1 rRNA gene is annotated in these 1,194 nt (G+C 50.3%); it reads right to left on the bottom strand.

Annotated features, from left to right (window positions below):
* Window positions 1–979 (bottom strand): 16S ribosomal RNA (locus B853_RS15460); the annotation flags it as partial.
* Between the last annotated feature and the right edge of the window lie 215 nt (window positions 980–1,194).

The raw sequence follows: 1,194 nt of genomic DNA, 5'->3' as shown, positions 1-1,194 counted from the left end.
GCATCGAATTAAACCACATGCTCCACCGCTTGTGCGGGCCCCCGATCAATCCATTTGAGTTTATCTTGCGACCGTACTCCCCAGGCGGTCTACTTAACGCGTTAGCTCCGAAAGCCACGGCTCAAGGCCACAACCTCCAAGTAGACATCGTTTACGGCGTGGACTACCAGGGTATCTAATCCTGTTTGCTCCCCACGCTTTCGCATCTGAGTGTCAGTATCTGTCCAGGGGGCCGCCTTCGCCACCGGTATTCCTTCAGATCTCTACGCATTTCACCGCTACACCTGAAACTTCATACCCCCCCCTCCTACAGTACTCTAGTCTGCCAGTTTCAAATGCAATTCCGAGGTTGAGCCCCGGGCTTTCACATCTGACTTAACAAACCACCTGCATGCGCTTTACGCCCAGTAATTCCGATTAACGCTCGCACCCTCCGTATTACCGCGGCTGCTGGCACGGAGTTAGCCGGTGCTTCTTCTGTCGCTAACGTCAAATAATGCAGCTATTAACTACACTACCTTCCTCACGACTGAAAGTGCTTTACAACCCGAGGCCTTCTTCACACACGCGGCATGGCTGCATCAGGCTTGCGCCCATTGTGCAATATTCCCCACTGCTGCCTCCCGTAGGAGTCTGGACCGTGTCTCAGTTCCAGTGTGCTGATCATCCTCTCAGACCAGCTAGGGATCGTCGCCTTGGTGAGCCATTACCTCACCAACTAGCTAATCCCACTTAGGCATATCCTGACGCGAGAGGCCCGAAGGTCCCCCTCTTTGGCCCGTAGGCATTATGCGGTATTAGCCATCGTTTCCAATGGTTATCCCCCACATCAGGGCAATTTCCTAGGCATTACTCACCCGTCCGCCGCTCGACGCCGTTATCGTTCCCCGAAGGTTCAGATAACTCGTTTCCGCTCGACTTGCATGTGTTAGGCCTGCCGCCAGCGTTCAATCTGAGCCATGATCAAACTCTTCAATTTAAGATTTTGTTCGGCTCAATGAATACTGAACATTACATAAGTAATGTTTGAATTGACTGTGCTGAATCTTTCGATTCAATGGTCACTTCGTTTCATTGAAACCTAATTTGATACCGAAGTATCTAATTGGATTATCATCAACGAGTGCCCACACAGATTGATAGGTCTATATTTTTAAAGAGCTTGCTTATCGAGAAGTTTTTCTCTCAAGCGGA

Origin of the sequence: Vibrio rotiferianus CAIM 577 = LMG 21460 (assembly GCF_002741985.1) — a bacterium.
GTDB classification, from domain to species: Bacteria; Pseudomonadota; Gammaproteobacteria; order Enterobacterales; family Vibrionaceae; genus Vibrio; species Vibrio rotiferianus.
Note: the sequence above shows the minus strand (reverse complement) of the source record. Positions and strands in the feature narration are given on the sequence as shown.